Raw genomic sequence first — 26953 nt, forward strand, 5'->3', positions numbered from 1 at the left:
CGCGATGGAAGACGACCTGCCGCGGAACGGTGCCAATCACGTGCCCCTTTCACCCGTCTCCTTCCTGGCGCGTGCGGCGCGCATCTGGCCCGGGCGCACGGCGATCATCCATGGCGAGCGGCGCATCACCTACGCCGAATACGCGGAACGCAGCCGGCGCCTGGCATCCGCGCTGCGTCGAGCGGGCGTCGCGCCGGGCGAGGTCGTCGCCGCGCTGCTGCCCAACATCCCGCAGATGCTGGAAGCGCATATGGGCGTGCCCATGGCGCATGCGGTGCTGTGCCCGATCAATACGCGGCTGGATGCGGCGACGGTGCGTTTCATCCTCGGGCATTCGGGCGCGAAGGTGCTGTTGCTCGACCGCGAGTACGCCGCTGTCGCGACCGTTGCGCTGAACGGCGTGACGAACCCGCCGCGCGTCGTGGTCGTCGATGACGGTGTCGAGGGCGCCGCGATCGATGCGGTGCCCTACGAAGAATTTCTCGCCACCGGCGACCCGGCGTTCGCTATCGAGCCGCCGCGCGACGAATGGGCGGCGATCTCGCTTTCGTATACCTCGGGCACAACGGGCGATCCCAAGGGCGTCGTCGTGCATCACCGCGGCGCCTATCTGAATGCCTGCGGCAATGCGCTGTCCTTCGGGCTCTCGCCGCGCAGCGTCTATCTCTGGACGCTGCCGATGTTCCACTGCAATGGCTGGACCTATACCTGGGCCGTGACATTGCAGGGCGGCACGCATGTCTGCCTGCGCCGCGTCGATCCGGCGCGCATTTTCGTGCTGATCGCCGAACACGGCGCCACGCATCTCTGCGCTGCGCCGGTCGTGCTGACCATGCTGATCCATGCGCCCGAGGACCAGCGCCGCAGTTTCCCGCACCGCGTCGGCATCGCGACCGGCGGCGCGGCGCCACCGTCGCCCGTCATCGCCGCGATGGAACGGCTCGGCTTCGATGTCACCCATCTATACGGCCTGACGGAATGCTACGGGCCATCGCTGCTGTGTGCCTGGCAGCCGGAACTTGCGAACCTCGCTCTGCCCGACAAGGCCGCCTTCATGGCGCGGCAGGGCGTGCCGCTGCCGACGCTGGAGGACGCTACCGTGATCGACACCGACACCGGCGCGCGCGTGCCGCCAGATGGCACGACGCTCGGCGAGATCGCGCTGCGCGGCAACACCGTGATGAAGGGCTACCTGCGCAACCCGGGCGCCAACGAGGCCACCTTCAGGGACGGCTGGTTCCGCACCGGCGACCTCGGCGTGCTGCACCCCGACGGCTATATCGAGGTCAAGGACCGTGCGAAGGACATCGTCATCTCCGGCGGGGAGAACATCAGCAGCCTCGAGGTCGAGGAGGCGCTGTACCGGCACCCCGACGTCATGGAAGCCGCCGTCGTCGCGCACCCTGACGCGAAATGGGGCGAAGTGCCGCACGCCTTCGTCACGCTGAAACCCGGCGCGGCGACGACGGAAGCCGAGATCATCGCGCATTGCCGCGCGACGCTTGCCCACTTCAAGGCGCCGCGGCACGTCACCTTCGGCGAACTGCCGAAGACCGCCACCGGCAAGATCCAGAAATTCGAGCTGCGGCGCTCCTTGGCGTCAGGTTGATCTCGATGCCGCGACTTCCTCAAAGGGTTGCAGACGGCAAACATTTCGAGTCCGATGGCATGTGACGCCCGGCATCTCGGGCGGAGATCGTCCGAGGGCACGCAGCGTGGACCAGATCATCGGCTTCCTGAACACGATCTTCTGGGGATACGTGCTGATCTACGGGCTGCTGGCCGTCGGCCTTTACTTCACGATACGCCTGAAGCTTCTCCAGATCGTGCATTTCCCCGAGATGATCCGCTGCGTCATCGGGTCGGGCGCGACGGATCGTTCGGGTATCACGCCGTTTCAGGCGCTATGCACCAGCCTCGCTTCGCGAGTCGGCACCGGTAATCTGGCGGGCGTCGCGATCGCGCTCTATCTCGGCGGTCCGGGCGCGATCTTCTGGATGTGGGTCGTAGCGACGCTCGGCATGGCGACGGCGCTGGCGGAAAGCACGCTCGCCCAACTCTACAAGACGCGGGATGGGGAAGGGCAGTATCGCGGCGGCCCGGCCTTCTACATTGAGAACGGCCTCGGGTCGCGCTGGGCCGGCGTGCTGTTCTCGATCTGCCTCCTCATCTCCTTCGGCCTGGTCTTCAACGCGGTGCAGGCGAATTCGATTGCCGATGCGATGCAGGGCGCCTTCGGCGCGCCGAAGCTGGCCACCGGTATCGCGCTCGCGGTGCTGTCGGGCGTCATCATCTTCGGGGGCATCCGCTCCATCGCGACGGTTGCCGAGTACGTCGTGCCGTTCATGGCCGCCGCCTATCTCGCGATCGCGCTCTATGTCGTCGCCATTCACATCACGGAAGTGCCGGCCATGCTCGGCACCATCGTCGCCAGCGCGTTCGGCTTGTCGCAGGCGGCCGGCGGCGTGGCGGGATCGCTGGCTGCGGCGATGCTGAACGGCGTCAAGCGCGGGCTGTTCTCCAACGAGGCCGGCATGGGCAGCGCGCCCAACATCGCCGCCGCCGCCACGCCCGACCCGCACCATCCGGTCAGCCAGGGCTTCGTGCAGTCGCTCGGCGTCTTCATCGACACCATCCTGATCTGCACCGCGACGGCACTGATGATCCTGTTCTCAGGGGCGCTGGCGCCCGGTTCGGGCATCACGGGCACGCAGCTGACCCAGGCGGCGATGGAGGTGCATATCGGCGGCGCCGGTCCCTACTTCGTCGCCATCGCGATCTTCTTCTTCGCCTTCACCTCGATCATCGGCAACTACGCCTATGCCGAGGGGGCGCTGGTGTTCCTGCGCATCGACAGCCACATATCGCGCGCGGTGCTGCGCGCGGCAGTCTGCGGCATGGTCGTATGGGGTGCCTATCAAAGCGTGGCGACGGTGTTCGACGCCGCGGATGCATCCATGGGCCTGATGGCGACGATCAACCTGATCGCCATCGTCATTCTCTCCGGGCTCGTCGCGCGGCTGGTGCGCGACTACCTCGACCAGCGCCGCCGCGGCGTGGAACCGGTCTTCGTCGCCGCGACCATGCCGGGCATCCCCGGCAAGATCGATGAGGAGATCTGGCGGCCGAAGGCGGCGCCGGCGGAATAGGCGCCGACTACTTCCCCGGCGGCGCGGCGGGCGCCGGCTGCGGTTTCGGCGCCGGCGGCCGCGGCGGCGTCGAAGGGCCGGAGATCACGTCGAAATCGTATTCACTGCGGTGCATAGCTGGCCTCTGCCTTGGTTGGGCCGCCTTGCACCTGGTGTCTTGCCGGAAGCGGGGTGTCCCCGAAAACGCAAAAGCCGCCAGGGCTTGGCGGCTTTCGGGGAACTCGGTCGCGTGGACGATCCCTAGGCCGCTGGTGGATACCAGCGGTACCAAAATCGAGCGGTGGGGATGCGGTTCGCAACCATGACGGCAGCCTAACGCCGCTCGGCGGCCTGCTGCAAGCCCGGGAATTGCGCAGATCGCCATCTTTCCTGCCGCCCGCTGCGGCAACGGTGATGCTGTGGCCGTCAGGCCGCACCGCATGCTGCTTGCATGGCACCCCTCCGCCGGGGGATAGCTCACGATGTCCCGACCGATGGAGCCCGTGACATGGACCGCCGCTCTCTCCTTGGCGCCGCGACCGGCCTGCTGGCTGCGCCGGCCGCGCTGCGCGCCCAGACCCTGCCCAAGATCACCATCGGGATGTCCGGCTGGACCGGCTTCGCACCGCTGACGCTCGCCGAGCAGGCCGGGCTGTTCCGCGCCAACGGCATCGAGGTGGAGACGAAGTTCGTCCCGCAGCGCGAGCGCAACCTCGCCCTGGTCGGCGGCTCGCTGAACTGCGTCGTCACCACGGTGGACACGATGATCCTGTGGGCCAGCGCTGCGCCGTTGCAGCAGGTGCTGGTGCTCGACCGTTCGCGCGGCGGCGACGGCGTGGCCGTGCGGCCCGCGATCAATTCCTGGACCGACCTCAAGGGCAAGACGATCGCCGTCGATGGCGCCGGCACCACGCCCTATTTCGTGCTCGCCTACATGATGCGTGAGAACGGCCAGTCGATCCGCGACGTCACGACGGCGACGCTGGCGCCGCAGCCAGCCGCGCAGGCCTTTGTCGCCGGGCAGTTCGATGGCTGCTCGACCTATGAGCCGTACCTGTCGCAGGTGCGCGGCATGGGCGCGGACAAGGGCAAGATCCTCGCGACCACGGTGGAGTATCCCTGCGTAGTCGATACCCTCGCCTTCCAGCCCGCCTTCATCCAGGCGAACCCGGAAGCCGTGCGCCGCGTCGTGAAGTCGTGGTTCGACGCGCTGGCCATGATCGCGAACGAGCCCGACCGTTCCTTCGAGATCATGGGCCGCCGCGTCAACCAGACGGGCGAGCAGTTCAAGGCCAGCGCGCAGTACATCGAGTGGCTCGATCAGGCGAAGAACAAGGAGTACGTCGCGTCCGGCCTGCCGCAGTTCATGCAGAAGGCGCTGGTGGTCCAGCGCGAAACCGGTGTCGTGCGGCAGGATGTGAACCTCGGCGCGCTGCTCAACACCACCTTCCTCGGGTGAGATGAAGCCGCTCGTTCCCGTCTCCACCGGCGCCAGGATCATCCTCGGCGCCGGCTTCTTCGTCATGTTCGTGGCGGTCTGGGGCGCCGCAACCTGGTCTGGCTGGGTGCCGCCGCTGTTCCTGGCGAGCCCGGACCGGACGCTGGCCGCCGGCTGGTCGCTGCTGACGGAGTTCGGCTTCGCCGGCGACATCGCCATCACCATCTTCCGCGTGGTCGGTGGCTTCCTGATCGCGGCGGCGATCGGTGTGCCGCTTGGCCTGATGATGGGCGCCTTCAAGCCGATCGAGGCCTTCTTCGAACCCTTCGTGTCGTTCGCCCGCTACCTGCCCGCCTCCGCCTTCATCCCGCTGCTGATCCTGTGGGCCGGGGTGGGAGAGGCGCAGAAGCTCTCAGTCATCTTCATCGGGTCGTTCTTCCAGGTCGTCATCATGGTCGCGCTCATCGCGGGCGGGACGCGGATGGATCTGGTGGAGGCCGCCTATACGCTTGGCGCGCGCTCGCGCGGCATCCTGCGCCGCGTCATCATCCCGTCGGCCGCGCCGCAGGTGATGGAAACGCTCCGCCTCGTGCTCGGCTGGGCCTGGACCTACGTGATCGTCGCCGAGCTGATCGGCGCCACCTCCGGCATCGGCCACATGATCATGGACAGCCAGCGGCTGCTCGACACGGGCCAGATGATCTTCGGTATTGTCGTGATCGGCCTGATCGGCCTGATTACGGATTTCCTGTTCAAGGCGCTGAACCGCGCGCTGTTCCCCTGGGCGTCGCTGTGAGCCGCAAGACCCTTCGCATCGCCGGCGTCACGCGCAGCTTTCCCGGGCGCGGGAAGGCTGGCCCGACGCTCGCGCTGCAGCCGACCGACCTCACCGTGCAGCCCGGCGAGTTCGTGGCCATCCTCGGCCCGTCGGGGTGTGGCAAGTCGACGCTGCTGCGCATCGTCGCCGGGCTCGATCGGCCGACCGCCGGGGCTGTCACGCTCGATGGCGTCGCCGTCACCGCGCCGGGCCCTGACCGCGGCATGGTGTTCCAGTCCTACACGCTGTTCCCGTGGCTGACGGTTGCGCAGAACATCCGCTTCGGGCTTGAGGAACGTGGCCTGCCATTGGCCGAACAGGCCGCCATCGCCGACCGCTTCATCGCCCGCACCGGCCTGCGCGGCTTCGAGAACCATTGGCCGCGGCAGCTTTCGGGCGGCATGCAGCAGCGTTGCGCACTGGCCCGGGCGCTCGCGAACGACCCTGAGATCCTGCTGCTCGACGAGCCGTTCGGCGCGCTCGACCACCAGACGCGGGAACTGATGCAGGAGCTGCTGCTGGAGATCTGGGAGGCGGACCGCAAGACGGTGCTGTTCGTCACGCATGATATCGACGAGGCGATCTTCCTCGCGAACCGCGTCGTCGTGATGTCCGCCCGTCCCGGCCGCATCAAGGCGGATGTGGCGGTTCCCCTGTCCTATCCCCGCGACTGGACAATGAAGACCACGCCCGACTTTGCGACGCTGAAGGCGCGGCTGATGGGGGAGATTCGCGACGAGGTCCGCAAGGCCGCCATGGCCTAAGCGGCGGGGAGACACCTTCCTCCCCAACCCCCGTCCGCTCTCCCTCGTCGGAAACTGACCGCGGCGGTCGGCACCAATAGACAGAAAAAGGAGGGGGTTCGGGGGAGTTCATCTCCCCCGACCTTACTTTTTCCCGCGCGCCGCTTCCCCTGTCGCATGCCCTTCCGCCGCCATCGCCGCCAGCCGTGCCGGCAGGGCGCCCAGGATCGCGCCGCGATACCCGCGCACGCGTTTCCAGGCCTTCTTCTCCGGCTTGGTCATGCCGCAGCCGCGGCACCAGCCGCTGTCGTCGTCGTACTCGCAAACCTTGATGCAGGGACGTTCCATGCATGCGGAGATGGGCGTTGCCCCGGCGCGAGGGAAGCGCCATTCACTCCGCCATGGAGATTCCCACGGACATTCCCCGCGCCGCGCTGGTGACGGGCGGCGCGAAGCGGCTCGGCCGGACGATGGCGCTGGCGTTGGCGCAGGCGGGGTTCGACCTCGCGATCCATTGCGCGACGAGCGTGGACGATGCCGAGGCGACGCTGGACGAGATCCGCGCGCTGGGTCGGCGTGCGGTGGTGCTGCGTGCCGCGCTGGGCGCGGAGGCGGAGGTCGATCGGCTGGTGCCTGATGCGACGGCGGCGCTCGGGCCGATCGGCGTGCTGGTGAACAACGCGTCCACCTTCGAGCGCGACGAATGGTACGATGCAACGCGCGAGAGCTGGGACCGCCACATCGAGCCCAATCTGCGGGCGCCCTTCGTCCTAACGCAGGCTTTCGCGCGGGCGCTGCCGGCCGATGCGGCGGGCGTGGTGGTGAACATGCTCGACCAGCGGGTCTGGTCGCTGACGCCGCATTTCGTGTCCTACACGGTCTCGAAGGCAGGGCTGTGGACGTTGACGCAATCCCTGGCGCTGGCGCTGGCGCCCCGCATCCGCGTCAATGCCATTGGTCCGGGACCGACGCTGCCGAGTCCCCGCCAGTCTCAGGACCAGTTCGACCGCCAGGCGCGATCGGTGCCGCTGCGGCGCGCCACGTCGCCGGATGAAGTCGCCCGGGCCCTGCTGGCAATTCTCGCCTTGCCGTCCATGACGGGGCAGATGATCGCGCTCGATGGCGGCCAGCACATGCAGTGGTCGCCCGGCCGGGGCGGGGAGCCCGAAGAATGACGATCCAGCCCGACGCTGCCGCCGGCATCCGCCACGTCTTCGTCCGCGGCCTGACGGTGCAAGCCCGGTTGGGCGTGCATGCGCACGAGAAAGCACAACCACAGAGGGTCATTCTGGGAGTCGATCTCGCGGTGCGCGATCCGTACGCACCAGCCGCGGAAGGACCCGATGAACTTTCACGGGTTGTCGACTACGGCGCGGTCGCGGAAACCGCGAGGCGCATCGCATGCGCGGGACACGTTCGTCTGGCGGAGACCCTCGCTGAACGCATTGCGCTCGCAATGCTCGATGATGATCGCGTAGTGCGTGTGCGGGTCTCAGTGGAGAAGCCGGACGTGCTGCGCGATGTGACCAGCGTCGGCGTTGTCGTTGAAAGGACGCGATTTTGAAATGGATCGCTGGCGGATTTTGTCCACTGCCCGGCCGACACAAAATGGAGGGAAGGCAGGTCAAGCGAAGAATCCGTCTTGACGCCATCCAAGCTGAGGGGCCTCCGATTTTATCTTTTAATATCAGACAGATAAACTCTCAGATCGGAACCGCCTAAATCCAGGGCAGCTCGATGAAACCCTTTTGTAACCACGTACCGAACGCATTCGCCGGGCTTTCACCCACAGAGTTATCCACAAGACTCGTGGACAATCATCCGCCCTGTGCCCGTCCATTGGTCGAACCATGACGCAGGTCAACGAACCTCCCGCGCCGATCGATGGGTTGACGGTCATCGAGGCCGCCCTGCCGACTCTGCCGCTCGCTCCTGGTGTCTATCGGATGCTCGATGCCCGGGGAGATGCCCTGTATGTCGGAAAGGCGCGGTCGCTGCGGCGGCGCGTCACCTCCTACACCCAGCTGCCGCGCCTGTCGGAACGACTTCGGCGCATGGTGTTCGAGACCCGCAGCCTCGAAATCGTGACCACGGCGTCTGAGGCCGAGGCGCTGCTGCTTGAAGCGAACTTCATCAAGCGCCTGCGGCCACGCTTCAACATCGTCCTGCGGGACGACAAATCCTATCCGTGGCTGCTGGTCTCCGACGACCATCCCTATCCGCAGATCGCCAAGCATCGCGGCGAACGACGCAAGGGCGCATCCTATTACGGTCCCTTTGCCTCCGCCTGGGCAGTGAACCAGACCATCACCGCTCTCCAGCGCGTCTTTCTGTTGCGGTCGTGCCGCGACACCGTGTTCGACAGCCGCACGCGGCCCTGCCTGCTGTTCCAGATCAAGCGCTGCTCCGCACCCTGCGTCGAGCGCGTCAGCAAGGACGACTACGCCGCGCTCGTGCGCGAAGCGAAGGAGTTCCTGTCGGGCGGCACGCCAACCATCCAGAAGCGCCTCGCCGCGGAAATGGAGGAGGCAGCGGCGAATCTCGAGTTCGAGCGCGCCGCCGCGCTGCGCGACCGCATCCGTGGCCTGACGCATGTGCAGGGAACGGATCGCGTCAACCTAGACGGCGTGGGTGATGCGGACGTCGTCGCGCTGCACCAGGCGGCGGGGCAGACTTGCGTGCAGGTCTTCTTCTTCCGCGGGGGGCGCAACAACGGCAATCGTCCGTACTTCCTCAGCCACGGAAAGCAGGACCAGTCGCCGGAGGAGGTGATGGGTACTTTCCTCGCGCAGCTCTATGACGACCTGCCGCCGCCGCCGTTGGTGCTGCTCTCGCACGACCCGCCGGAATCGGCGCTGATCGCAGAGGCGCTGTCGCTCAAGGCCGGCCGCCGGGTGGAATTGCACCGCCCCCAACGGGGCGACAAGAAGGATGCGGTCCAGCACGCGGCGACTAATGCACGGGAGGCGCTGGAACGGCGCCTCGCCGAAGGCACCGCGCAGGCGCAGCTGCTCGACGGCGTTGCGTCGCTGTTCAACCTGCCGGCACCGCCGGAGCGCATCGAGGTGTACGACAACAGCCACATCCAGGGCGCCAATCCCTATGGGGTGATGGTCGTCGCCGGGCCATCGGGCTTCATGAAGCAGGCCTACCGCAAATTCTCGATCAAGGTGGCGGCGGGCAATGACGACTTCGCGATGATGCGCGAGGTCTTCGAGCGCCGCTTCGGCCGCGCCCTGCGCGAGGATCCGGGGCGCGAATCGGACACCTGGCCGGACCTGGTCCTGATCGATGGCGGCGCCGGCCAGCTTTCGGCCGCGCGCGAGGTCATGGCCGAACTGGGTGTCGAGGATGTGCCCCTCGTCGCCGTCGCCAAGGGCCCCGATCGGGACGCCGGCCGCGAATGGTTCCACATGGCCGGACGCGAACCGATCCAACTGCCCCCGCGCGACGCGGTGCTCTATTACCTGCAGCGCCTGCGCGACGAGGCGCATCGCTTTGCCATCTCGACCCACCGCGCCGGCCGGTCGAAGTCGCTGACGAAATCGGAACTGGATGACATTCCCGGCGTGGGCACGGCGATCAAGCGGCGGCTGCTCAACCATTTCGGCTCGGCACGCGGGGTGCGGAATGCGGCGCTGACGGACTTGGCCGCGGCACCCGGCATCGGCCCCGCGGTCGCGCGGCGCATCCATGAGCATTTCCACCCCGGCGCCGCTGTGGCCCCGCGCGATGGGACAGGGTAATCAGGCCACGCATGCCGACCGACCTGCCAAACCTGCTGACACTGTCCCGCATCGCGGCAATCCCCGTGCTTGTTGCCTTTGCGGCGATCGGCACGCCCTGGGGCGACATGGTGGCCTGCGTCATCTTCTCCGCGGCCGCCATCACCGACTATTTCGACGGCAAGATCGCGCGGGACCGCGGGGTCACCTCCTCCTTCGGCCGCATGCTGGACCCGATCGCGGACAAGCTGCTGGTCGGCGCGGCGCTCATGCTCCTCGCAGGGCTCAACCGCCTGTCCGATGCCGCGCTGTTTCCCGCCATCGTCATCATGCTGCGCGAGATCATGGTCTCCGGCTTGCGGGAGTACCTCGCGGAGCTTCGCGTCGGCCTGCCGGTGACGAGGCTCGCCAAGTGGAAGACGGGGTTCCAGATGGGCGCGCTCGGCACGCTGCTCGCCGGCGATACCGGCGCCTCGGTGATCGGCCTCGGCGCGCTCCCGGTGTCGCTGATCGGGGAGCTTTTGCTCTGGGCCGCGGCGGCGCTGACGCTCGCCACCGGCTGGGACTATCTGCAGGCGGGGCTGCGCCATGCGGGCCAGGCGGATGCCGCCAATGGCCACGGCGCCGGCCCTGGCGACAATACCGTCGCTCGCCCTTGAGCGCGGCGGGCGGCGAGCGCATCTTCCCCCCATGATCGCGGAGCGAAACACGATGCGGCGCGCATCCCGACAAGGCGGTGTCCTGCTGGCGACGGCCCTCCTGGCCGGCTGCGGCCCGGATTGGCAGCCTTCCTGGAACATGGCCAGCACGCCGACGGTCGAAGGGGACAGCCTGACCATCCGTCGCGTGACCGGTGAGGAAGCCGAATTCACCCCGCTGCAATCCGAGAGCATCGCCGGCTTGCGACAGGCGGTGGGCACGCTGCTGAACCGCGCGCCGGAAAGCCCCTCCGCTGCCGTCACCGGCGTGCCGGATTATCGCCCGGTACCGCGCCCGGAAGTCGATGCGGCGACCCGCCGTGGATCCTCCACGCCGCCCGACGTGGTGGCGGTGCCGGAACCGCAGCCGACGCCGAACCCCCGGCGCCCCGTGCCGCAACCCGTCCCGATGCCCCCACCGCGCGCGGTCGAAGGCACGCCCGTCCCGCTGCCCGGCCAGCCCGGCGGCACCGTCACCGGCGGCACCGGACGGGTGCAGACCTTCAGCCAGCCGAACGACCCGGCCGGCGGCGTGATCGTGCGGGACGGCGGCACCACCACAGTCATCCAGCCGGGCGGCCGCGTGACGACCATCCCGACACCGCGCTGATCCCATGCGGGTGCTCTACTTCGCCTGGCTGCGCCAGAAGGTCGGCATCGCCGAGGAGGATGTTGCGCCCCCCGCCGAGGTGCGCGACGTCGCTGGCCTGATCCGCTGGCTCGCCGCGCGATCCGCAGCGCATGCGAATGCATTCGCCGACCCCCGCCAGGTTCGCGCCGCGGTGAATCAGGATTTTGCGACGCCCGAGCATCCTGTCGCGGCGAATGACGAGGTCGCCTTCTTCCCCCCGGTCACCGGGGGCTGACGATGGCCAGGATCCTGGTGCAGGACGCGGCCTTCGATCTGGCCGCCGAGACCGCGTCGCTGAGCGCCGGTCGCATCGATGTCGGCGCCGTCGCATCCTTCCTCGGTATATGCCGCGGCGACGACGGCCTGACGGCCTTGGTGCTGGAGCATTATCCCGGCATGACCGAGCGCGCGATCGGCCGCATCGCCGACGAGGCCGAAAGGCGCTGGCCGCTGACCGGCTGCACGGTCATCCACCGCACCGGCCGCATCCTGCCCGGCGAACCGATCGTGCTGGTCCTCACCGCCTCCGCCCACCGCGCCGCCGCACTCGAGGCCTGTGCATTCCTGATCGACTGGCTCAAGACCAAGGCGCCCTTCTGGAAGCGCGAGGAATTCGCCGGCGGCAGCCATCGCTGGGTCGAAGCCAAGGGTGAGGACGACCTCGCCGCATCCCGCTGGACCGGCGCCGCGTGACGACGACACCCCCACATCTCGATGCCGTGGTGATCCCGTGCCGCGACATCGCCCGCCAGCGCGGCTTCTATGAGCGCATCCTGGAAGGCGCATCCGTGGAGGCCGGAAGCGGCTGGCTACGCTTCGACCTCGGCCATGTCAGCCTGGCGCTGCGATCCCGCGGCGACGCGCTGTTCCCGCGCGAGGGGCAACCGGGTGTGATGCTCGCCCTCCGGCTGGAATCGCGCGACGAGGTCGAACGCTGGCACCGGCGGCTGCTGATGGCGCAGGTCGCCGTGCTGGATCCGCCCCGGCCGCTGCCGTCCGGGGAGCTGGCCCTTCACGCGGCGGACCCGGAAGGGAATGTGCTGTGCCTGTTCGCGGCGTAAGGACGCGTGCATCGATCGTGGCCGGCGCGTAGCAGGAGCATGCTGCTACGTGGATCGCTGGCGGTGGGGGACCGGAGAGGGGCGTCGCCCCTCTCCGGACCTCACCCCACCAAAGGCCGAAGGGCCTTTGGAAACCTCGAATTGGCATCGGGCACCAGCGCTCGGCGTTCAGGGCTGCGTGGTCCGGGCGCTGCGGAGGCGTCCGGCGGGGCCGGGTGTCAGATACCGGCTTTCAAGGGTTTTGCGGGATGCGGGTCGTGGAGGGGCAAAGCCGCTTTCCGGCCTGCGCTGGAGCTTCGCGCGTGAAAATCTGCGAGCTCACCAATGTCGACTTCTCCCTGCGCCACTTCCTGTTGCCGCTGATGCGCGGGCTGCGCGACCGGGGGCATGAGGTCGTCGGCGTCTGCGCCGAAGGCCCGCTGCTCGATGCGCCGCGGGCCGAAGGATTCCGAATCGAGGCGATGCCGCTCGCGCGCAGCCTCAATCCCGTACCGCAGGCGCGGGCCTTCAAGGCGCTGTACGACTTCTTCCGGCGCGAGAAGTTCGACCTCGTCCATGCGCACATGCCGATCAGCGGGCTGCTGGCGCGGCTGGCGGCGAAGGCGGCGGGCGTGCCGCGCGTCGCCTATACCTGCCACGGCTTCCTGTTCAACCAGCCTGGACCCCGGTGGCGGCGGTCGCTGTCGCTGCGGATGGAACGGCTCGGCGGGCGGATGACCGACGTGTTCCTCACGGTCAGCGAGGAGGAGGCCGAAGATGCGCGGCGGCTGGGCATCCATGCCGGCGCCATTCCCGTCCTGAACGGCCGCAGCCCGGCTGTGTTCCATCCCGATCCGTCCGCGCGTGCGGTGCTGCGGGCTGAATTCGGGGTGCAGGAAACGGATTGCGTCGTCACCGTCGTCTCCCGCCTCGTGCGGCACAAGGGGCACCCGGAACTGCTGCGCGCCATGGAGGCGACGCCGAACAACGCCGTGTTGTGGGTGGTGGGGGAACGGCTGACGAGCGACCACGGGGAGTCGCTGGACCCGCATTTCGCCCGCGCCGAGGCGGTGCTTGGGCGGCGCGTGAAGCGCCTGGGCTACCGTCACGACATTCCGGCGATCCTCGCGGCCTCGGACGTGTTTTGCCTGCCGTCGCATTTCGAGGGGCTGCCGATGTCCATCATCGAGGCGATGCTGACAGGGCTGCCGGTGGTCGCAACGGATATCCGCGGGCCGCGCGAGCAGGTGCGGGACGGCGAGACCGGGCTGCTGGTGCCCCCGATGACCGATGGGCCGCTGGCGGCGGCATTGTCGCGCCTGGCCGAGGACCCGGCGCTGCGCGCGCGCATGGGCGCCGCGGCCCGGGCGATGGCGTTGGAGAAGTTCGACGAAGCGAAGGTGGTCGGACGGACGATGGACCTGCTGGGGGCGTAGGCCGGCGCGGCGGTGCCGCCGCGCCGGTGCGTGCTTCAGCGCCAGCCCAGCGCCGGCGCGACGTTCTTCAGGATGCCCTCGATGACATGGGCGCAGTAGTCGACGCCGAGCTGGTTCGGAATGGTCAGCAGCAGCGTGTCGGCCTCGGCGATCCCTTCGTCGGCGCGGAGTTCCTCAATCAGCCGTTCGGGCTCGGCGGCGTAGCCGCGGCCGAAGATGGCGCGCGTCTTCTCGTCGATGAAGCCGATCTGGTCCTCCTCCTTGCCGCGGCCGAAATAGCTACGGTCGCGGTCGTCCAGCAGCGGGAAGATGCTGCGGCTGACGGAGACGCGCGGCGTGCGGTCGTGGCCGGCTTCCGCCCAGGCCTCGCGATAGGCACGGATCTGCTTTGCCTGCTGGATGTGGAACGGCTCGCCCGTCTCATCGTCCTTCAGGGTGGAGCTTTGCAGGTTCATGCCCTTCTGCGCCGCCCAGATGGACGTCGCGTTCGAGCTGGAGCCCCACCAGATGCGCTCGCGCAGGCCTTCGGCATGCGGTTCGGGCCGCAGCAGGCCCGGCGGGTTGGGAAACATCGGGCGGGGGTTGGGCCTGGCGAAGCCCTCGCCGCGCAGCACGTCGAGGAACACCTCGGCATGGCGCCGGCCCATATCCGCGTCCGTTTCGCCTTCCGCCGGGGCGTAGCCGAAATAGCGCCAGCCATCGATCACCTGCTCGGGCGAGCCACGACTGAGGCCGAGCTGCAGGCGGCCGCCGCTGATGAGGTCCGCCGCGCCGGCGTCCTCCGCCATGTAGAGCGGATTCTCGTACCGCATGTCGATGACGGCGGTGCCGAGCTCGATCCGCTTCGTCTTCGCCCCCATCGCCGCAAGCAGCGGAAAGGGTGCCGCGAGCTGCCGGGCGAAATGATGGACGCGGACATAGGCCCCGTCGGCGCCCAGTTCCTCTGCCGCAACGGCGAGGTCGATGGATTGCAGCAGGGCGTCACCGGCCGAGCGCGTGCCGGAATGGGGCGAAGGCGCCCAATGGCCGAAGGAAAGGAATCCGATCTTCTTCATGGTGAAAGCTGGTCCGTGCTGGCGGGTTGGAAGACCCCGCCGGAGAGGTGGGGCGACCCGATCGGGTCACCATGTTGCCCGCTGATATGGCATCGGCCCCGGCGGCGCCCCAATCACCGGGACGGATGATGGTCATGGACGGAGCGGCGCATCTGGCTGGATGCCGAGGCGACGAGCCGTGTCCGAGGACCCCGGCCCCCTTTCAGTGCAGCCCCGCTCCCCTCGCCTGGATTCGCTATCCCCGCCGGTGGCATGCCACGAAGTGTCCGGCCCGCGCCTCGCGCAGCGGCGGCGAGACCTCGCGGCACATGCCGGTATCCGCGATCGGGCAGCGCGTATGGAAGTGACAGCCGGAGGGTGGGTTCAGCGGGCTCGGCACGTCGCCCTTCAGGCGGATGCGCTGGCGTTTCACCGTCGGGTCCGGGATGGGCACGGCCGAGAGCAGCGCCTCGGTATAGGGATGCAGCGGCGTGGTGTAGAGCTCGCGCGACGACGCGATCTCGACGATGCGGCCGAGATACATCACCGCGACGCGGTCGGAGATGTGCTCCACCACCGACAGGTCATGGGCGATGAACAGGAAGGTGAGGCCGAACTTCGCCTGAAGGTCCTCGAGCAGGTTCACCACCTGCGCCTGGATGGAGACGTCCAGCGCCGACACCGGCTCGTCGCAGATGATGAGCTTCGGCGAGACGGCGAGCGCGCGAGCAATGCCGATGCGCTGCCGCTGGCCGCCGGAGAATTCATGCGGGAAGCGCCGCATGTGGTCGGCGTTCAGCCCGACGGTTTCCAGCAGCTCGACGACACGCTCCTCGCGCTCGCGCGCGTTCTTCGCGAGGCCATGGATGATCAGCGCCTCCGCGATGATGTCCCGCACCGTCATCCGTGGGTTCAGGGAAGCGAAGGGGTCCTGGAAGATGATCTGCATGTCGCGCCTGAGCGCGATCATCTGCCGTTCAGTCAGCGCCGTGATGTCCTGGCCGTCGAACCAGACCTGTCCCGAGGTCGGTTCGATCAGCCGCAGGATCAGGCGGCCCGTGGTGGACTTGCCGCAGCCGGACTCCCCGACAAGACCCAGCGTCTCGCCGGCAGCGAGGTCGAAGGACACGCCGGAGACGGCATGAACCTCGTTCACCGTGCGCCGCAGGATGCCGCCCTTCACCGGAAAGCGCTTCACCAGATCCTGCACGCGCAGCAGCGGCTCGGTCATGCGGCGATGGCCTCGGCGTGGATGCAGGCGACCTTGTGGCCCGGCGAGAGCTCGCGCAGCGCCGGTTCCGCCGCCCGGCATTCCTCGGTGGCGTGGCGGCAGCGCGCGGCGAAGCGGCATCCGGGCGGCGGGTGCAGCAGGGACGGCACGGTGCCGGGGATGGCCTCCAGCCGCTGATGTTCCGTCGCCGCGAGGTCGAGCCGCGGGATCGAGCGGATCAGCCCCTGGGTGTAGGGATGCAGCGGCGTGGCGAAGAGCGGGCCGACCGGCGCTTCCTCCACCACCTTGCCGGCGTACATGACGATGACGCGCTGCGCGTTCTCGGCCACGACCCCCATGGCGTGGGTGATCAGCAGCACCGCCATGCCGATGCGCTGCTTCATCTCCGCCAGCAGATCGAGGATCTGCGCCTGGATCGTGACGTCTAGCGCGGTCGTCGGTTCATCCGCGATGACCAGCTTCGGGTTGCAGGCCAACGCCATGGCGATCATCACGCGCTGGCGCATGCCGCCGGAGAACTGGTGCGGATAGTCATGCACGCGGCTCGCCGGGTTCGGGATGTTCACGAGCGCAAGCATTTCCGCCGCGCGATCCATCGCCGCGCGGCGCGACAGGCCCTCATGCTGGCGGACGGATTCCGCGATCTGCTCGCCCACCGTGTAGACCGGATTCAGCGAGGTCATCGGCTCCTGGAAGATGAAGCCGATCTCCTTGGCGCGGATGGCGCGCATCTGGGCGGGCGTTGCCGGCACCAGGTCGCGTCCCTGCCAGACGATCGATCCCGCGACGATCTTCCCCGGCGGCATGTCGATCAGCTTCAGCACGGTCTTGGCGGTGACGGTCTTGCCGCAGCCGGATTCACCGACGATCGAGACCGTCTCCCCGCGATCCACGCCGATATCGACGCCGTCCACGGCGCGAACCCAGCCGTCATCGGTGCGGAAATGCACCTTGAGGCCGGAGATATCGAGGATGCGGCTCACTGCACGCGCCTCGGGTCCAGCGCGTCGCGCAACCCGTCACCGACGAAGTTGATCGAAACGACGGTGAGGAAGATCGCGATGCCCGGCGCCAGCGCCCAATGCGGCGCGAAATCCAGATTGTCCTTCGCATCGAACAGCAGCCGTCCCCAGGTCGGGACATCGGGCGGAAAGCCGAGGCCGAGGAAGGACAGCGTGCTTTCCGCGATGATCGCCGCCGCGATGTCGATGGTGGCGGCGACGATCACCGGCCCCAGCGCATTCGGCAGGATATGGCGGATGATGAGGCGCGACCGGGATGCGCCGAGCGCCCGCGCCGCCTCGACGAACTCCTTCTCCCGCAGCGAGAAGAACTGCGCGCGAACCAGCCGCGCCACCGGCATCCAGTTGAACGCGCCGATCACCGAGACGATGAGGATGAACACCCCCATCTCCAGCCCGACCACATCGGTGAGCGACTGGCGGAACAGGTAGATGATCAGCAGCAGCAGCGGGAGCTGCGGCAGGGACAGGAACAGATCCGTCACCCACATCAACGCCGCGTCCGTCTTGCCGCCAGCCATCCCCGCCGTGCTGCCGACCAGGATGCCGAGCCCGACCGCGACCATCATCGCCGTGAACCCGACGGCAAGCGAGATGCGCCCGCCATAGAGGATGCGCGCCAGCAGATCCTGCCCGAGATCGTCCGTGCCGAGCGGATGGGCGAGTGACGGCCCCTGCAACGTCGCCGAGAAGTCGATCTCGTCGATCGGCAGCGTCCAGAAGAACGGGCCGATCAGCACGCCGAGGATCAGCATCAGCAGCACGACGGCGCTTGCCACCGCCAGCTTGTGCTTGCGGAAGCGCCGCCAGGCCTCCTGCCACGGCCCGACATGCGGGCGACGGGCGGGGCTAGCGGTAGCTGATACGGGGATCGAGCCAGCCATACAGGATGTCCGCCACCAGGTTGAAGAAGATGACCAGGCAGGCGAAGACGAAGGTCACGCCCATGATCACCGGTGTGTCGTTCGCGAGGATCGCGCTGATCAGCAGGGAGCCGATGCCTGGCACGCGGAAGATCTGCTCGGTGACGATGGCGCCGCCGAACACCGCGGGCATCTGGAGCGCAACGAGCGTCACCACCGGGATCATCGCGTTGCGCACGACATGCCGGATGGTGATCCGCCGTTCGGGCAGGCCCTTCGATCGCGCCGTCGTCACATGGTCCAGCCGGATCACGTCGAGCACGGCGGAGCGCACGTAGCGCGTCCAGGCCGCGCCCTGGAACAGGCCCAGCACCATGATCGGCATGATCGACTGCTTGAACATCTCCCACCACCAGCGCCAGCCGGTCGCCTCGATATCCGACCGGAACACGAAGGGCAGCCAGCCGAGATGGATGGAGAACAGCAGGATCAGCAGCAGCCCGGTGAAGAAGGTGGGCAGGGAGAAGCCAACGAAGGCAAGCGTGTTCGCCACCTGGTCGAACACCGAATAGGGTCGCGTCGCCGCATACACCCCGACCGGCAACGCGATGCACAGGGCGAGGATCTGTGAGGTGCCGATCACCGCGACCGTCGTCGGCAGCCGTTGGAGGATGAGCTGATCGACCGGGATGCGGCTGACGAAGGAATACCCCCATTCGCCGCGGAGCATGGAACTCAGCCAGGCGAAATAGCGGATGTGGACGGGGTCATCCATGCCGAGGCTCGCGCGCAGATGCGCGCGGACATCGGGCGGGATGGCCGGATTGGTCGCCAGCTCCTCGAACGGGTCTCCGGGCGCGAGCGCCAGGACGGTGAAGAGGATCACGCTGATCCCGAGCAGGCTCGGGATCGCGATCAGCAGGCGGCGGATAAGGTACTGGGTCACGCCAGAGGAATCAGGTCTGGCGCCACCAGTCGCGCAGCAGCCAGGTCGTGCCGTCCCAGGCGGACAGGACGTGGTGCAGGTTGTTGAGGCTCGCGCTCACGGTCGGGCGCTTGACCAGCGGGATGATGTGGTTGCTGGACACCACCAGGTCGTTCATGCGGATGAACATCGCGGCGCGCTTGATCGGATCGAGCTCACCCTGCGCCTGGCGGTACAGGGTGTCATACTCGTCATTGCGGTACCGGACGATGTTGCGCCCCTGCCAGTTGTTGGCCTTGGCGGAGCATTCCCACGACACGTACTGGTTCATGAACCGCTCGGGGTCCGCCTGCGGCATGGTCGTCGTGTACATCTGCATGTCGGCATAGAGCTTGACGTAGGTGTCGGGATTGCCGACGTCGGAGGAGAAGAACACCGACCCGTTGACCGACTTGAGTTCCAGGTCGATGCCGGCCCGCTGCGCCGCCTGCTTGTACACGGCCTGCGTGCGTTGGCGCGGCGCGTTGACCGAGGTCTGGAACACGAACTTCAACCGCACGTCGCCCTTGGCGCGGATGTTGTCGCGGCCGCGCGCCCAGCCGGCGCGGTCGAGTATTTCGTTCGCCTTCTGGATGTTGAATTCCCAGCGCATGTTGGGCGAGACGAAGCGCGGCGGGTTGTTCAGGAAGTTCGCCGTCGCCGGACCACCGCGCCCGTAGATGTGCTGTTCGAGCGCATTGCGGTCGATCAGCAGCGCCATCGCCTCGCGCACCGCGGGGTCGCGGAAGGCGGGGTGTTCGGTCTTGATCGAGGACCGCTCGCCATCGACCTCGCGGTTCGGATCAGTGGTGTTGAGCTGCACGAATTCGATGGCACCGCCATCGACGATGTTCACCTTGCCGCGCCCGGCTTCCTCGAGGCGCTTCAGGATCGCGTCCTCGACCTGCATGTTCCAGGCATAGTCGAAATCGGCCGTCTGCAGCACGGCGCGCGCCGCCGAGACGGCATCCCCGCCGCCCTTGATCTCGAGCGTGTCGAAATACGGGCGGTTGTCGAGGTAGTAGTTCGGATTCAGCTCAGCGCGCAGATTGTCGCCCGGCGCGAAGGACACGAACTTGTAAGCGCTGGTGCCGACCGGACGCAGGTTGTTTGGCGCGTCGCGCGCATTCGCGCCCGCATAGTCCTTGAACAGGTGCTTCGGGATGATCTGCCCGATCGCGGCGACGAAGGCATCGGCCCAGAACGGCGTCGGCTGGTTGAACTCAACCCGCACGGTGAAGTCGTCCACCTTCACCACGTTGACGTCGCGATAGGAGCCCGATGTGACCGCCGCGACGGCCGGGTTCTTCGCGAATTCCCAGTTGAAGACGACGTCGTCGGCCGAGAATTGCTGGCCGTCGTGCCACTTCGCATCCCGCCGCAGCTTCCAGGTGACGGACCGCCCGTCCTCCGCGAGGCCGCGGTTCTCGACCGAGGGAATTTCCGCGGCGAGGATCGGATGCAGCGTACCGTCGGACGCCCAGCCGGCGAGGGGCTCGTAGAAGACGCGGCTGGCATCGGCATTGGTGGTGCCGGACCCGAAATGCGGGTTCAGCAGCGTCGCCGCCTGCCAGTACAGGATCTTCAGCGCGCCGCCGCCGCCCCGCCGCGCCGGACCGTAATTCGGCACGGATTGCGCCGAGGCCGGGCTCGCCACGCCGGCGATGGCCAGAAGCTGGGTGGCCATTGGCGCGGTTAGGCCGACAGCAGCCATGCGCCTCACGAAGCCGCGTCGCGACAGGGTGCCGCGCTGCACGCGGCCGATCATCTGACGCAGGTCGTCGTCGCTCATCGCTTGTCTCCCAGTTCTGTAACAGGCGATGATTCACCGGCCTCCCTGCGGCCCGGTGCCATCGCCATTCATTCGGTCGTCAAAAACGCTACATGATTGGCCGCCACCGTCACTACGGGATTTTTGCCCTTCGGCCGTCTCAGGCGCGGCCGCTGCCCATTTCCTGCTCGACCACGCTCACCCAATAGGCGACGCCGAGCGGGATGATGTCGTCGTTGAAGTCGTACAGCGGCGTGTGGACCTCAGGCGAAGTGCCGTCAGGCCCCTTGCCGCCGCCAAGGAAGATGAAGGCGCCGGGCCGTGCTTCGAGCATGAGTGCGAAATCCTCCGCGCCGGTGATCGGTGGGATGGTGGCGACTTCGCCTTCGCTCAGCACCGCATTCGCGGCATGGCGCGCGACCTCCGTCTGCTCCGCGTGGTTCACCAGCGCGGGTACGCCGCGGCGATAGACGGCCTCGGCGGTGCACCCGTAGGACGCGGCGAGGCCGTTCGCGAGTTCGATGACGCGCTTCTCCAGCGTGTCGCGCACGGCCGGAAGATAGCTGCGCGCCGTGCCGGTTATGGTAATTTCCGCCGGCATCACGTTGGGCGAGACCGGTGATCCGCCCTGGATCGACCCGACGCTGAGCACCGCCGCTTCGATCGCCGGCACGTTGCGACCGATGATGGTCTGCAGCGCCAACACGAAATGCGCCTGGACCACCGTCACGTCGGTCGCGAGATGCGGCGAGGAACCGCCATGCCCCCCCGTGCCGCGGAAGGTGACGAAGAAGCGGTCCGAGGCCGCGAGTGCGGGCCCGGGCCGGATGCCGAAGACGCCCGCGGGCATGGTCGGTGCGTTGTGCAGGCCATAGACGGCATCGCAGGGGAAGCGGTCGAACAGCCCGTCCGCGATCATCGCCTTGGCGCCGCCGCGACCTTCCTCGGCGGGCTGGAAGATGAGATGGACGGTGCCGGCAAAGTCGCGATGCTGCGACAGCCAGCGCGCCGCGCCGAGCAGCATCGTCGTGTGGCCGTCATGCCCGCAGGCATGCATCACGCCGATATTCGTCGACGCATAGGGCTTGCCGGTCTGTTCGGTGATCTGCAGCGCGTCCATGTCGGCGCGCAGCCCGATGACGCGCTGGCCCGGCCTGATGCCCTTGATGGTGCCGACGACGCCGAGCTTGCCGACGCCTTCCGTCACCTCGATGCCCAGCGCGCGGAGTTCCCGCGCCACCAGCGCGGCGGTGCGCGTCTCCTCCATGCCGAGTTCGGGATGGGCGTGGATGTCCTGGCGGATGGCAGCGAGGTCCGGCAGCCACGCCTTCACGCCATCGATCACGGGGTTGGTCATCGGGCGGGCCCTTTCCATGGCGGCTGCCGTGATGAAAGGCGCAACCGGCGGGCAGGGCAAGCGGTTGCCGAACGCGCCGGGACAGCGCAGGCTTTGGTCCGTCCCAAGAACGAGGCGAGGTCCATGGCCGATCCCATCCTGTTCCCCGGCGCCGTCGAATGGTCGGGCGAGAACCCCGGTATTTCCCTGAAGGAGGACCCGGCGGGAGCCTTCACGACGCTTGCTTCCTTCTTTCGCGTCGTGCTGTCGCCGCATGGTCGAGGCCACGCGCTGGTGCTGCTGCAATCGCCCGGTGAGACGGCGCCGCCCGCCGATCGCGCCAATCTGTGCCTGACGGACAATGAGCGGCTCGCCCGCTGGCTGGTCGCCGACTACGTTTCCCATTTCGGGGCGTGGCGGGGGCTGCCGGGGCTGTCCGGGCTGCAGTACCGTCGGCTCGACAGCGTCACCCCGGCTGGCAACGCCATCACGAGCTACAGCGAAACGGTGCGCGCCGGGGATACGACGGTGGCGCTCGCCTGGTCCGGCCTAGGCACGCCGTTCTGCTTCGCGTTGACGCCCGGAAACTCCGCCACCGGCAAGCACCACATGCCGAGCCTCTTCGTCGGCTGCGACAAGGCGACGGTGACCGTGAACGGTCGCGAGCGTCCGGGCGCGCCGATTCCGCGCGACATCGCGGGGCAGCGGATCTCGACGGCGATGCTGGCCTTCTCGGAGACCTGGATCCGCGCCTGAGTTCAATGCAGGAGGTGTTCGTACAGGATTGCGCTGCCCAGCGCGATCAGCGCGACGCCGCCAACACCTTCGGCGATGCGGCCGAAGCGGGCGCCGACGATGCGGCCGACCAGCGTTCCGCAGGTTGCCATGACGAAGGTTGCCAGCCCGACCGCCGCCGCGATGATCCAGATGTTTGCATCGATGAAGGCGAGCGACACGCCGACGGCCATCGCGTCGAGGCTGGTGCCGATCGCGGTTGCGACCAGGCCCCAGGAGGAGCGTGGGGCGGGCATCTCATCCTCCCGTCGCCGTGACGCCTCCAGGATCATCCGCCCGCCGACGAGGCCGAGCAGGGCGAAGGCGATCCAGTGATCGACCGCGGTCACGAAGCCTGCGGCGAGCACGCCGGCCCCCCAGCCGATGACGGGTGTGATTGCTTCGATGGCGCCGAACACGGCGCCGGAGCGCAGTGCCTCAGTTACCCGAACGCGATCGCTGGTGGCGCCGCGTGCGAGGGCGGCGGCGAAGGCATCGACGGACATGCTGATGGCCAGCACGGTGATGGCGATCGGGGACATGGGCTGGCACTCCGGTGAACCGGCGTCCGGTCCTCGGACTCAGGCGCCGTTTCGGTCTCGCCGGGCCGCGGTGGCGGCACGCCGGGCCACGCGCCGACAGCGCGAGTGTGTTGACCCGGTTCCGCCGGAGGGCGGTGGCTACTCCCCGATGCGCGTGCCGTAGGCCGGCACGTGATTCGGGTCAATTTCTCTTTCTGAATCAGATATTTATAGGAGTGCCTAATGAATTGAGCGCATGCTGAATTATGGAGCGCGCGGCACGGCGCGCGGACACGCACGTCCATCGGGGCGATGCGCTCGTGAAACAGTCTTGGCAATGTCGGAATATGGCTCGCGGGCGGTGGTGGAGCTGAGGGGAATCGAACCCCTGACCTCCTCATTGCGAACGAGGCGCTCTCCCATCTGAGCTACAGCCCCGCCGCGCGAGGCGCGCTGAGTGCCCCAGGCTGCGGGGGAAGTCAAGGCGCCTTCCATCCGCTTGTCCGCGCCCCGCCCGCTCACTAGGTTGCCCCCGCGTTCGAGGAGGGCCCATGCGCGCGCTGTTCTGGCTGCTGGATACCGCGATCAGCCTCTATGTCTGGGCGCTGATCATCGCGGCGGTGCTGTCGCTGCTGCTTGCCTTCAACATCCTCGACAGCCGCAACCGGCTGGTCTGGACCATCTCCGACTTCTTCTATCGCGTGACGGAACCCGCGCTGCGCCCGATCCGACGCTTCCTGCCGGATCTGGGCGGCATCGACCTGTCGCCGCTCGTGCTGATCCTGCTGTTGCAGGCGCTGCGCATCCTGTTGGGTGAGGTCTATGTCGGGATGCTCACCAGCGGCTATGGCTGATGTCCTTCTGGCGGGCCGAGCATGACGCCGTGCTGGTGCGGGTGAAGGTGCAGCCGAAGTCGCGCCGCCCGGGGCTCGGCGGGGTGAAGCCGGCCGCCGACGGGCCCCGCCTTTCCATCGCGGTCGCCGAGGCGCCGGAGGACGGCCGCGCCACCCGTGCCGCTTGCGAAACGCTGGCCCGCGCCCTCGGCGTCGCCGCGTCGACGGTGGCACTCGCGCAGGGGGCCGCCAGCCGAGAGAAGATCCTGCGCGTTGCCGGCGACCCTGCCGCCCTCGCGCCCGGCCTGGAGGCCCTTGCATGACTGCCCGCATTCTCGACGGCAAGGCCATCGCCGCCGGGCTCCGCGCTCGCCTGGCCGAGCGTGTCGCCACATTGCCGTTCAGCCCCGGCCTGCGCGTCGTGCGGGTGGGGGAGGACCCCGCTTCCGGTGTCTATGTCCGCAACAAGGACAAGGCGGCGACGGCGGCCGGCTTCGACAGCGCGACCATCCACCTGCCCGCCGACACGTCCGAGGCGCAACTGCTCGCCACCATCGCGCAGTTGAACGCCGATCCGGCAGTGGATGGCATCCTCGTGCAACTGCCGCTGCCGCCGCAGATCCGCACCGAGGCCGCGATCGCTGCCGTCGATCCGGCCAAGGACGTGGATGGCTTCCACCCGCTGAATGCCGGGCTTCTGGCCGCCGGGCAGCCGCGGCTGGTGCCCTGCACGCCGCGCGGGGTGATGCACATTCTTGCCGAGGCGGGCGTGCCGTTGCGCGGGGCGAGGGCCGTGGTGCTCGGCCGATCGCAGATCGTCGGCCGGCCGATGGCGCAGCTTCTGCTGGGTGCGGACTGCACCGTGACCATTGCGCATTCCCGCACGCGGGACCTGCCGGCCGAATGCCGCCGAGCCGATATCCTCGTCGCGGCGGTGGGCCGGCCGGAAATGGTGCGCCGCGACTGGATCGCGCCGGGCGCGACCGTCATCGATGTCGGCATCAACCGCCGGCCGGATGGAAAGCTGGTCGGCGACGTAGCCTATGCCGAGGCCGCCGAGGTCGCAGGCGCCATAACGCCGGTGCCAGGCGGGGTGGGGCCCATGACGATCGCGTGCCTGCTGGAGAACACGCTGGACGCCGCCATCGCGCGCAGGGGGGCGGCATGATCCTCGTTCGGATACTGCAGGCGGTCGGCGTCGCCGGCCTGCTCGCCTGCGCCAACCTCGCTTGGGAATCGACGCCCTGGGGCGGGGAGGCCTGGAACCGCAACCGGATGCTCTATGCCTGGGCGGGGGCGATTCCGGCGCTGGCGCTGCTCGGCATCGCCTCGATGATCGCCACGCTGCGGCGGCAGACTGCCGAGATCGCTGCACTCAGGGAAACGCTCGCCCGGATCGAAGGGCGCCTCGGCGCGTGAACCTCGGAACGCTCGGCCTCGCCGGGCTGTTCGTCGTGATCTGGGCGTCGGCCTTCAACGCGGCGCGCGTCATTGCCTTGGAATGGCCGCCGCTGATGGCGCTGTCCCTGCGCTTCGCGATCGGCGTGCCGGTCCTGGCGGCCGTCGCTTGGCTGATGCGCGCGCCGCCGCCGGCGCGCGCCGACCTGTCCCGCGTCGCCGCGATGGGTGCCTTCGGGATGGGCGGCTATCTCGGGTGCGCCTGGGCCGCCTCGGCGCTGATCCCCTCTGGTCTGGTCGCGCTGCTGTCGGCGACGGCGCCGCTGTTCGTGGCGCTGGGGGAGACACTGCTGTTCGGCCGCCGCCTGCCGGCGCGGGCCTGGACCGGCTTGGGGCTCGGCTGGGCCGGCGTTGCGATGCTTGGCCTGCCACGCGCCGCCCCAGGACTGGAGGCCGCGGCGATGGGCGGCATCGTGCTGGCGCTACTTGGCGCCCTGTCTCAGGCCGGCGGGCTGCTGGCCTTCGCGCCGGCACGGGCGCGGCTCAGCCCCTGGACGTCGAATCTGGGGCAGACCATGGTCGCCGCCCTGGCGGTCGCACCCTTTGCCTTGGTTCTCGAGCCGCTGCCCGTGACGCTGCCGGGCTGGACCGGCGCGGCTGCGCTCGCCTGGTCGATCCTGGTCGTGGGGCTGGGCGGCTACGCGATGTATTTCGTGTTGCTGCGGCGGTTGCCGGCCTCTTCGGCCGCGGCGCTGCAGTTGCTAGCGCCGCCGGTTGCGGCGTTGATTGGCTGGGCAATTCTGGACGAGCGGCTGATGCCGACCGATTTGGTGGGCGGCGCCGTCACCCTCGCCGGGCTTGCCTTGCTGCTGCGTTCGCCTCGCTGATCAGAGCGAACGCATCGCTTCGGCCACCGCGCGATCCGCCGGGTCCTCGCTGGCGGAAAGCCCGGTCACCACGCCTTCGCGATCCGGCTCGGCGCGGTTCTGGCTCAGCTTGCGCTTGCCGATCAGCGTCTCGATCCGCAGCACGACCCCGACAATGCCCTTGAGCTGCGCGGCGACGAAGGCATCCGGCGCATCGGTCACCGCCCATGGCGCTGCGCGCGGCGTCTCGTGCCGCTCGGTCAGACTGGTGACGATGCCGCGCAGCCGGTCCGCATCCTCGACAATCTCGACCGGCCCGATCGCGTGCACGGCGACGTAATTCCAGGTCGGCACCACGCGGCCATGATCCTGCTTCGAGGGGTACAGCGACGGCGAGATGTAGGCCTCCGGCCCGGTGAAGATCGCGCGGGCGACGCCAGCCGCGGCGAGCCCGCGCCATTGCGGATTGGCCCTGGCGACATGGCCGTACAGCGTGCCATGCGGACCTTCCGCCACCAGTGTCATCGGCAGGTGCGTCGCCTCCGGCACGCCGCCATCCGCCGCGGCGCTGACCAGGACCGCCAGACGGGCAGCGCGGATGAGCTCCGCCAGGATCTCGGGGTTCTCCTCGCGGAAGGCGGGTGGGTTGTACATCGTGCGATGCTCCTGTCGTTCACAGCGTAG

General features: G+C 68.4%; 30 protein-coding genes and 1 tRNA gene. 20 read left to right on the forward strand and 11 right to left on the reverse strand.

The genetic code is table 11. The annotated features are described in order from the left end of the window. The first annotated feature begins 4 nt into the window (after window positions 1-4). The 5 genes from GXW78_RS08905 to GXW78_RS08925 all read left to right on the forward strand — a co-directional run bounded on the left by GXW78_RS08905 (window position 5) and on the right by GXW78_RS08925 (window position 6147). Entirely contained in the window at window positions 5-1609 is a 1605-nt protein-coding gene (locus GXW78_RS08905) for an AMP-binding protein (protein ID WP_211868001.1), read from the forward strand. A gap of 106 nt (window positions 1610-1715) precedes the next feature. Then, window positions 1716-3149 (forward strand): alanine/glycine:cation symporter family protein, encoded by a 1434-nt coding sequence (locus tag GXW78_RS08910; RefSeq protein ID WP_211868002.1) that lies wholly within the window; start codon window positions 1716-1718, stop codon window positions 3147-3149. A gap of 487 nt (window positions 3150-3636) precedes the next feature. Further along, window positions 3637-4587, forward strand: coding sequence for an ABC transporter substrate-binding protein (locus GXW78_RS08915; protein WP_211868003.1), 951 nt, complete (start codon window positions 3637-3639; stop codon window positions 4585-4587). A gap of 1 nt (window position 4588) precedes the next feature. Further along, window positions 4589-5362: an ABC transporter permease gene (locus tag GXW78_RS08920; protein ID WP_211868004.1), complete on the forward strand. Its 774-nt coding sequence runs from the start codon at window positions 4589-4591 to the stop codon at window positions 5360-5362. After that, a complete protein-coding gene (locus GXW78_RS08925; RefSeq protein WP_338147712.1) occupies window positions 5359-6147 on the forward strand; it encodes an ABC transporter ATP-binding protein in 789 nt (262 codons plus the stop codon). The genes GXW78_RS08920 and GXW78_RS08925 overlap by 4 nt, the downstream gene beginning before the upstream one ends. Before the next feature lie 123 nt (window positions 6148-6270). Here the strand turns inward: GXW78_RS08925 and GXW78_RS08930 are convergent, their stop codons facing one another. Continuing rightward, window positions 6271-6474 carry a DUF1289 domain-containing protein gene (locus GXW78_RS08930; protein ID WP_211868005.1) on the reverse strand — a complete coding sequence of 68 codons (204 nt, stop codon included), beginning with the start codon at window positions 6472-6474 and terminating at the stop codon, window positions 6271-6273. A 53-nt stretch (window positions 6475-6527) separates the two neighbouring features. On the opposite strand from GXW78_RS08930, the gene GXW78_RS08935 reads away from it, so the two are divergent. The 9 genes from GXW78_RS08935 (at window position 6528) to GXW78_RS08975 (ending at window position 13656) form a co-directional block, all read left to right on the forward strand. Then, window positions 6528-7301, forward strand: a complete 774-nt coding sequence (locus tag GXW78_RS08935; RefSeq protein WP_211868006.1) for an SDR family oxidoreductase — start codon at window positions 6528-6530, stop codon at window positions 7299-7301. Beyond that, complete coding sequence (locus GXW78_RS08940) at window positions 7298-7690, forward strand: dihydroneopterin aldolase (RefSeq protein WP_211868007.1); 393 nt, start codon at window positions 7298-7300, stop codon at window positions 7688-7690. Before GXW78_RS08935 ends, GXW78_RS08940 begins: the two co-directional genes overlap by 4 nt. Window positions 7691-7976: 286 nt before the next feature. Beyond that, a complete protein-coding gene (gene uvrC, locus GXW78_RS08945; protein WP_211868008.1) occupies window positions 7977-9872 on the forward strand; it encodes an excinuclease ABC subunit UvrC in 1896 nt (631 codons plus the stop codon). A gap of 11 nt (window positions 9873-9883) precedes the next feature. Beyond that, complete coding sequence (pgsA, locus tag GXW78_RS08950) at window positions 9884-10510, forward strand: CDP-diacylglycerol--glycerol-3-phosphate 3-phosphatidyltransferase (RefSeq protein ID WP_211868009.1); 627 nt, start codon at window positions 9884-9886, stop codon at window positions 10508-10510. Between the two features lie 31 nt (window positions 10511-10541). Further along, window positions 10542-11159, forward strand: coding sequence for a hypothetical protein (locus GXW78_RS08955; protein ID WP_211868010.1), 618 nt, complete (start codon window positions 10542-10544; stop codon window positions 11157-11159). 4 nt (window positions 11160-11163) lie between these two features. After that, window positions 11164-11415, forward strand: a complete 252-nt coding sequence (gene moaD / locus GXW78_RS08960; protein ID WP_211868011.1) for a molybdopterin converting factor subunit 1 — start codon at window positions 11164-11166, stop codon at window positions 11413-11415. A gap of 2 nt (window positions 11416-11417) precedes the next feature. Continuing rightward, on the forward strand, window positions 11418-11873 hold the full coding sequence (locus tag GXW78_RS08965) for a molybdenum cofactor biosynthesis protein MoaE (RefSeq protein ID WP_211868012.1): 456 nt from the start codon (window positions 11418-11420) through the stop codon (window positions 11871-11873). Further along, window positions 11870-12241, forward strand: a complete 372-nt coding sequence (locus GXW78_RS08970; RefSeq protein WP_211868013.1) for a VOC family protein — start codon at window positions 11870-11872, stop codon at window positions 12239-12241. Before GXW78_RS08965 ends, GXW78_RS08970 begins: the two co-directional genes overlap by 4 nt. Before the next feature lie 302 nt (window positions 12242-12543). Next, on the forward strand, window positions 12544-13656 hold the full coding sequence (locus tag GXW78_RS08975) for a glycosyltransferase family 4 protein (protein ID WP_211868015.1): 1113 nt from the start codon (window positions 12544-12546) through the stop codon (window positions 13654-13656). Between the two features lie 35 nt (window positions 13657-13691). Here GXW78_RS08975 and GXW78_RS08980 read toward each other — a convergent pair whose 3' ends face one another. The 7 genes from GXW78_RS08980 to GXW78_RS09010 form a co-directional block, all read right to left on the reverse strand. Then, a complete protein-coding gene (locus tag GXW78_RS08980) occupies window positions 13692-14711 on the reverse strand; it encodes an LLM class flavin-dependent oxidoreductase (protein WP_211868016.1) in 1020 nt (339 codons plus the stop codon). A 235-nt stretch (window positions 14712-14946) separates the two neighbouring features. Further along, a complete protein-coding gene (locus tag GXW78_RS08985; RefSeq protein ID WP_211868018.1) occupies window positions 14947-15921 on the reverse strand; it encodes an ABC transporter ATP-binding protein in 975 nt (324 codons plus the stop codon). Next, window positions 15918-16904, reverse strand: coding sequence for an ABC transporter ATP-binding protein (locus GXW78_RS08990; protein ID WP_211868020.1), 987 nt, complete (start codon window positions 16902-16904; stop codon window positions 15918-15920). Before GXW78_RS08990 ends, GXW78_RS08985 begins: the two co-directional genes overlap by 4 nt. Further along, window positions 16901-17827: an ABC transporter permease gene (locus tag GXW78_RS08995; RefSeq protein ID WP_211868022.1), complete on the reverse strand. Its 927-nt coding sequence runs from the start codon at window positions 17825-17827 to the stop codon at window positions 16901-16903. Before GXW78_RS08995 ends, GXW78_RS08990 begins: the two co-directional genes overlap by 4 nt. Further along, entirely contained in the window at window positions 17793-18752 is a 960-nt protein-coding gene (locus tag GXW78_RS28455) for an ABC transporter permease (RefSeq protein WP_211868024.1), read from the reverse strand. The genes GXW78_RS08995 and GXW78_RS28455 overlap by 35 nt, the downstream gene beginning before the upstream one ends. 10 nt (window positions 18753-18762) lie before the next feature. Next, a complete protein-coding gene (locus GXW78_RS09005; protein WP_211868026.1) occupies window positions 18763-20562 on the reverse strand; it encodes a peptide ABC transporter substrate-binding protein in 1800 nt (599 codons plus the stop codon). Between the two features lie 139 nt (window positions 20563-20701). Continuing rightward, window positions 20702-21916, reverse strand: coding sequence for a M20 aminoacylase family protein (locus tag GXW78_RS09010; RefSeq protein ID WP_408904173.1), 1215 nt, complete (start codon window positions 21914-21916; stop codon window positions 20702-20704). A 105-nt stretch (window positions 21917-22021) separates the two neighbouring features. Here GXW78_RS09010 and GXW78_RS09015 point away from each other — a divergent pair, with 105 nt between their 5' ends. Then, complete coding sequence (locus GXW78_RS09015; protein WP_211868027.1) at window positions 22022-22633, forward strand: hypothetical protein; 612 nt, start codon at window positions 22022-22024, stop codon at window positions 22631-22633. 2 nt (window positions 22634-22635) lie between these two features. Here the strand turns inward: GXW78_RS09015 and GXW78_RS09020 are convergent, their stop codons facing one another. Together GXW78_RS09020 and GXW78_RS09025 are read right to left on the reverse strand one after the other, a co-directional pair. Further along, on the reverse strand, window positions 22636-23193 hold the full coding sequence (locus GXW78_RS09020; protein WP_211868029.1) for a manganese efflux pump MntP: 558 nt from the start codon (window positions 23191-23193) through the stop codon (window positions 22636-22638). A 341-nt stretch (window positions 23194-23534) separates the two neighbouring features. Continuing rightward, window positions 23535-23610, reverse strand: a tRNA-Ala gene (locus GXW78_RS09025). Between the two features lie 113 nt (window positions 23611-23723). On the opposite strand from GXW78_RS09025, the gene GXW78_RS09030 reads away from it, so the two are divergent. The 5 genes from GXW78_RS09030 to GXW78_RS09050 are packed head-to-tail and all read left to right on the forward strand — an operon-like array spanning window position 23724 to window position 26290. Then, complete coding sequence (locus tag GXW78_RS09030) at window positions 23724-24026, forward strand: YggT family protein (RefSeq protein WP_211868031.1); 303 nt, start codon at window positions 23724-23726, stop codon at window positions 24024-24026. Beyond that, window positions 24026-24328, forward strand: coding sequence for a DUF167 domain-containing protein (locus GXW78_RS09035; protein WP_211868033.1), 303 nt, complete (start codon window positions 24026-24028; stop codon window positions 24326-24328). Before GXW78_RS09030 ends, GXW78_RS09035 begins: the two co-directional genes overlap by 1 nt. After that, window positions 24325-25173 carry a bifunctional methylenetetrahydrofolate dehydrogenase/methenyltetrahydrofolate cyclohydrolase FolD gene (folD, locus tag GXW78_RS09040; protein WP_211868035.1) on the forward strand — a complete coding sequence of 283 codons (849 nt, stop codon included), beginning with the start codon at window positions 24325-24327 and terminating at the stop codon, window positions 25171-25173. Before GXW78_RS09035 ends, folD begins: the two co-directional genes overlap by 4 nt. After that, window positions 25170-25424, forward strand: a complete 255-nt coding sequence (locus GXW78_RS09045; protein WP_211868037.1) for a hypothetical protein — start codon at window positions 25170-25172, stop codon at window positions 25422-25424. The genes folD and GXW78_RS09045 overlap by 4 nt, the downstream gene beginning before the upstream one ends. Further along, window positions 25421-26290, forward strand: a complete 870-nt coding sequence (locus tag GXW78_RS09050) for a DMT family transporter (RefSeq protein WP_211868038.1) — start codon at window positions 25421-25423, stop codon at window positions 26288-26290. Before GXW78_RS09045 ends, GXW78_RS09050 begins: the two co-directional genes overlap by 4 nt. On the opposite strand, the gene GXW78_RS09055 is transcribed toward GXW78_RS09050, so the two are convergent. Then, complete coding sequence (locus GXW78_RS09055) at window positions 26291-26923, reverse strand: FMN-binding negative transcriptional regulator (RefSeq protein WP_211868040.1); 633 nt, start codon at window positions 26921-26923, stop codon at window positions 26291-26293. It lies immediately after the preceding gene. Window positions 26924-26953: the final 30 nt, after the last annotated feature.

Origin of the sequence: Neoroseomonas terrae (genome assembly GCF_018129025.1) — a bacterium.
GTDB lineage: Bacteria > Pseudomonadota > Alphaproteobacteria > Acetobacterales > Acetobacteraceae > Neoroseomonas > Neoroseomonas terrae.